4 protein-coding genes are annotated in these 4,789 nt (G+C 60.8%); 2 read left to right on the forward strand and 2 right to left on the reverse strand.

Features of this window, described 5'->3' with window-relative positions:
• Both IRZ24_RS16825 and IRZ24_RS16830 read left to right on the forward strand, forming a co-directional pair.
• Positions 1-450: hypothetical protein (locus IRZ24_RS16825; RefSeq protein WP_297166665.1), on the forward strand; the 450-nt coding region annotated here is incomplete at its 5' end.
• A 45-nt stretch (positions 451-495) separates the two neighbouring features.
• Positions 496-1,737 carry a helix-turn-helix transcriptional regulator gene (locus IRZ24_RS16830; RefSeq protein ID WP_297166667.1) on the forward strand — a complete coding sequence of 414 codons (1,242 nt, stop codon included), beginning with the start codon at positions 496-498 and terminating at the stop codon, positions 1,735-1,737.
• A gap of 202 nt (positions 1,738-1,939) precedes the next feature.
• On the opposite strand, the gene IRZ24_RS16835 is transcribed toward IRZ24_RS16830, so the two are convergent.
• Together IRZ24_RS16835 and IRZ24_RS16840 are read right to left on the reverse strand one after the other, a co-directional pair.
• Positions 1,940-3,469 (reverse strand): NADH-quinone oxidoreductase subunit N, encoded by a 1,530-nt coding sequence (locus tag IRZ24_RS16835; protein WP_297166670.1) that lies wholly within the window; start codon positions 3,467-3,469, stop codon positions 1,940-1,942.
• Between the two features lie 12 nt (positions 3,470-3,481).
• Positions 3,482-4,789: NADH-quinone oxidoreductase subunit M (locus IRZ24_RS16840; RefSeq protein WP_297166673.1), on the reverse strand; the 1,308-nt coding region annotated here is incomplete at its 5' end.

Genomic DNA, 4,789 nt, shown 5'->3' on the forward strand with positions numbered 1-4,789 from the left:
GACGAGCGGCAGTGGCGAGGGTGGCAGGAGGAGGCGCTCAGATTGGCGGAGCGAGTGGAGGGAGGAGAAGAGGACGCTTCGCAGTTGAAGCTGAACCGGGCGGCGGTGCATCACGAGAGGGCGAAGCTGCTGCTGACGCTGGCGCTGCGACAGGGAGAAAGCAAGCATCTGGGAGAGGCCTATCGGGAGCTGGCGCAGGCGCGCTCGGGATTGGGGAGTGACGTAGGCTTATGGCGGATGTATCTGGATGTGACGGAGGCGAAGCTGTTTCTGGCGTGGGGAGAGGTAGAGCAGAGCGCCTGGCTGGGGGCGAGAGCCTGGGACGTGGCGCAGAAGATAGGGTCGGTGAAAGTGGAACCGGAGCTGAGAGCGCTGCATGCCAGCCTGAACGCGAAGGCGCCGGGCCATGCCAGCGTACAATGGCTCGGCCTCACACTCGGTCTGGTCTAGGGGCAGCGTAGATGCGGGGTGTCTGCCGGACAAAGGAGGTATGAGATGAGCAGCGTTCACTGGTGGCGGCGCTATGGAGATTACCCGCAGGGGAAGCATAACTTGCCGCATATGGGGGCAGTCCTGAGCGACTATCGGCAGCGGCGCGGCTACAGTCGAGCAGAAGTAGCGCAGGCATTGGATGTCAAGAAGCAGACGGTGAGCTACTGGGAGGCGACGATGTATCTGGCAGATCCAGAGCGGCGCGTGTTACTGGCCAGGTTTTTACAGATCCCGCCGGCGTTGTTGGGGCTGGCCTGGGAGCAGGTGGCCTATGTGGGCAGGGAGGGAGAGCCAGGGGCCAGTTACGAGCGGCTGGCGGAGGTGGTCAGCCTGGAGGGCTACTATCAGTACGAGGATCTGTTGACGCTGGCGAGCCGGCTACTGTATGCCGGTCAATTTCGCATACTGGCAGAGAGGATGCCGCGCTGGCTGGGGAGGCTGCGGCAGAAGGTGAAGGAGGCACCAGCCAGCGAGCGCGAGGCCTGGCTCTGGCTGCTGGGCCTTTACCTGCTGCGGGCCAGCTCTGTTGCCAGGCACTCGCAGGGGGATCACCAGAGCAGCGTAGCCTTGAGTCTGGCCAGCGAACTACTCCGGCTGGGTCAAGAGCAGGATGAGCCAACGCTCATTGGCTTGGCCTTCTATCGTCTAATGGATCTCTATCGACAGATAGGAGCAGCAGCACAGGCCAGAGATGCGGCGCAGGCGGGACTGAGCTGGGTGAAGCGGGTAGGGCCGGCGTTGGGGGGCAATCTCTACCTGCGGGCGGCGACGGTGCTGGCGGAGGTGGGAGAGGGAGACGAGCGGCAGTGGCGGAGCTGGCAGGAGGAGGCGCTCAGATTGGCGGAGCGAGTGGAGGGAGGAGAAGAGGACGCCTCGCAGTTGAAGCTGAACCGGGCGGCGGTGCATCACGAGAGGGCGAAGCTGCTGCTGACGCTGGCGCAGCGGCAGGGGGAAAGCGAGCGTTTGGGAGAGGCCTATCGGGGGCTGGCGCAGGCACGCTCAGGATTGGGGAGTGATGTGGGAGCCTGGCGGATGTATCTGGATGTGACGGAGGCGAAGCTGTTTCTGGCGTGGGGAGAGGTAGAGCAGAGCGCCTGGCTGGGGGCGAGAGCCTGGGATATGGCGCAGAAGATGGGGTCGGTGAAAGTGAAGCCGGAGCTGAGAGCGCTGCATGCCAGCCTGAACGCGAAGGCGCCGGGCCATGCCAGCGTACAATGGCTCGGCCTCACACTCGGCATCTACTAGACGGGCAGCCTACTAAGGCGTCACGCTCGCTATGCCCTTCAGAAAACGCGCAATAGCAAAGCGCTCCCATTGCCGGGAGCAGCATAGCCAAAACCAGCCGCACAAAGGCAGAGGACAGTTCACGCGCGCGAACTGTCCTCCTCCCTTGTCAGCGGAACTGCGAGCCTGCCAGACTCCCAAACACACAGGCGAAGTAGCTAAACTAGTGCCCCAAAGCCGTCAGCACGCCCTGCGCTGAGGCGAAGAGCATCGAAGCTGCTGGCAAGGCCCAATTCAGCACCACCTGCGCCACCACAATCAACACCAGCAAAGCCGCCGTCGCCAACACAATCGACGAACTCAAGCCCAGAGGCGTCGACAGGCGGTCCTCCTTGGGCGGAGCATCGAAGTACATCGCCTTCACAATGCGCCCATAGTAGACCAGCGACACCACGCTATTGAGCAAAGCGATGATCACCAGCCACTGCAGCCAGGGCTGATTCATCTCCACCCCCTGGCTCCAGGCCGCGCTGAACAGAAAGACCTTGCTCCAGAAGCCAGCCACCGGAGGAATTCCTGCCAGCGACAACAGACAGAGCGCCGTTCCCAAACTCACCAGCGGCTCGCGCCGCGCCAGGCCGCGGAAATCCTCGATCTGCTCCCCGCCGGTTGCATTGGCCAGGGCAATAATTCCGGCAAAGGCCCCCAGATTCGTCAGCACATAGACCAGGATAAAGAAGAGCACAGCCGCATTGCCCTCTGGGCGACCCGTTGCCAGGCTAGCGCAGAAGCCCACCAACAGATAGCCGGCCTGAGCAATGCTCGAATAAGCCATCATACGCTTCACGTTCGACTGCACCGCCGCCACCACATTGCCCAAAGTCATCGTCAAAATGGCCATAATGGCCACCACCACCACCAACTGAGACAGATCGCGCAGATTCAGCCCGCCGTAGAAGAAAATGCGCAGCAGGCCGGCAAAGCCCGCCGCCTTCGAACCGACCGAGAAGAAAGCCGTCGCCGGCGTCGGTGCCCCCTCATAGATATCGGGCGCCCACATATGGAAAGGCACCGCCGAAATCTTGAAGCCGAAGCCCGCCAGGATCAGAATATCGGCCACAATCACCAACAGATTCCCATCCTGCAGGCCCTTAGCGAACGTCCCGGCGATGCTCAACAGATCCGTCGTTCCCGTCAGCCCATAGAGCAGCGCCAGCCCATAGAGCAGGATCGCCGATGACATCGCCCCCAACAGCACATACTTCACCGCCGCCTCAGCCGAACGCTGATCTGTGCGCAGCAGTCCGGCCATCACATACAGCGGGAAACTCGTCAGCTCCAGCGAGATATAGAGAGAGATCAGCTCGCCAGTGCTGGCCATCAACATCATGCCGGTCGTCGAAAAGAGCAGCAGCGTATAGAACTCGCCCGCGCCCCGCACGTACTTTGAAACGTACGAGTACGAAGACAAGATCATCACTGCCGCGATCAACAGAAAGACCACCTTAAAGAACAAAGCATAGTTATCGACCACCAGCATATTGAAGAAAGCGCGGCGAGCCGTACCAGTATTCGTCAAGATGAGCGAGATCGTCAAGAAAGCCGGCACCAGCAGGCCCACCAGCGCCACCGTTGCCGTAATCGCGCGGCGCTTCACAAACAGATCCACCGCCATCACCACCAGCGCCAGCAGCGTCAGGCTCAGCTCCGGCGAGAGCAAGTAGAGATCAGCAACCTTAAAACCCGTAGCCATAGCACGCGCCTCCTAGCGACCCAGAGCCGTTGTAGCCACCGGCAGCAGATGATGCAGCGCCGGAACGATCACATCCAACAAGAAGCCGGGGTAGATCCCAACCAGCACGATGAAAGCCGCCAGCGTCACCAGAGGGATCGCCTCGCGCCAGGTTGCATCAGGCAACCAATTCCAGCGCAGATTGAAAGGACCGAAGAGCACCCGCTTCAGCATCCAGAGCAGGTAAGCCGCCGTCAGAATCATCGTAAAGACCGCAATTGCCGTCGGCACGGGCCAGATGCGGTAGCTACTTGTAAAGACCATATACTCCGCCACGAAGCCCGCCAGACCCGGCAAACCGAGCGAGGCCAGACCAGCGAAGGTAAAGAGCGTTGCCCACAGAGGCATCCGCTTCGCCACCCCGCCGAAAATCTCGATCTCGCGCGTATGGGCCCGATCGTAGATCACACCCACACAGAAGAAGAGCAGACTAGTAATCAGCCCGTGGCTGATCATCTGCACCGTTGCCCCCATCAAGGCCGCTGTCCCAAAGCGCGCCACATCGGGATTGCTCGTATGCACGGCCATTGCTGCCGCCGCCACGCCCAGCAAGATCACCCCCATATGGCTCACACTTGAGTAAGCGACCAGACGCTTCATATCCTTCTGCACCAGGCAGATGGCCGCCCCGTAGAGAATATTGATCACCGCCAGCACCACCAACAACGGCGCAAACTGCTGCAACCCATCCGGGAAGAGGCCCAGACAGATACGGATCAGCCCATAGGCGCCCATCTTCAGCAGCACGCCTGCCAAAATCACGCTCACCTCAGTCGGAGCATCCGTATGCGCATCCGGCAGCCAGGTATGCAAAGGGAACATCGGGATCTTGACCGCGAAGGCCACAAAGACCAGCAAGAAAGCCAACAACTGCGACCCCATCGTCACCCCGAGCAGAGGGAGCGTCACCCCGGTACTGGCTGGCAGCAGATGCTGCATCAATACCGGCAGACTGGCTGTATTCTGACCGGCCTGGAAATAGACCAGCAAAATCCCAGCCAGCATAAAGATGCTGCCAAAGAAGGTATACAGCAAGAACTTCCAGGCCGAATAGATGCGGCCCGGCATCCCATGTTTCTCCGTCTCGCTGCCCCAGATTCCGATCAGCAAGAACATCGGCGCCAGCTCCACCTCCCAGAACAGGAAGAAGAGCAACAGATCGAGCGCCATAAAGACCCCCATCACCCCCGCCTCCAGCAGCAGCAAGAGAGCCATATACTCTTTCACTCGCGGCTTCTCCCACCCACCGATCACCGCCAGCACTGTCACTGTCTCTAATAA

The organism is Thermogemmatispora sp. (assembly GCF_019683755.1).
In the GTDB taxonomy this organism is placed as follows: domain Bacteria; phylum Chloroflexota; class Ktedonobacteria; order Ktedonobacterales; family Ktedonobacteraceae; genus Thermogemmatispora.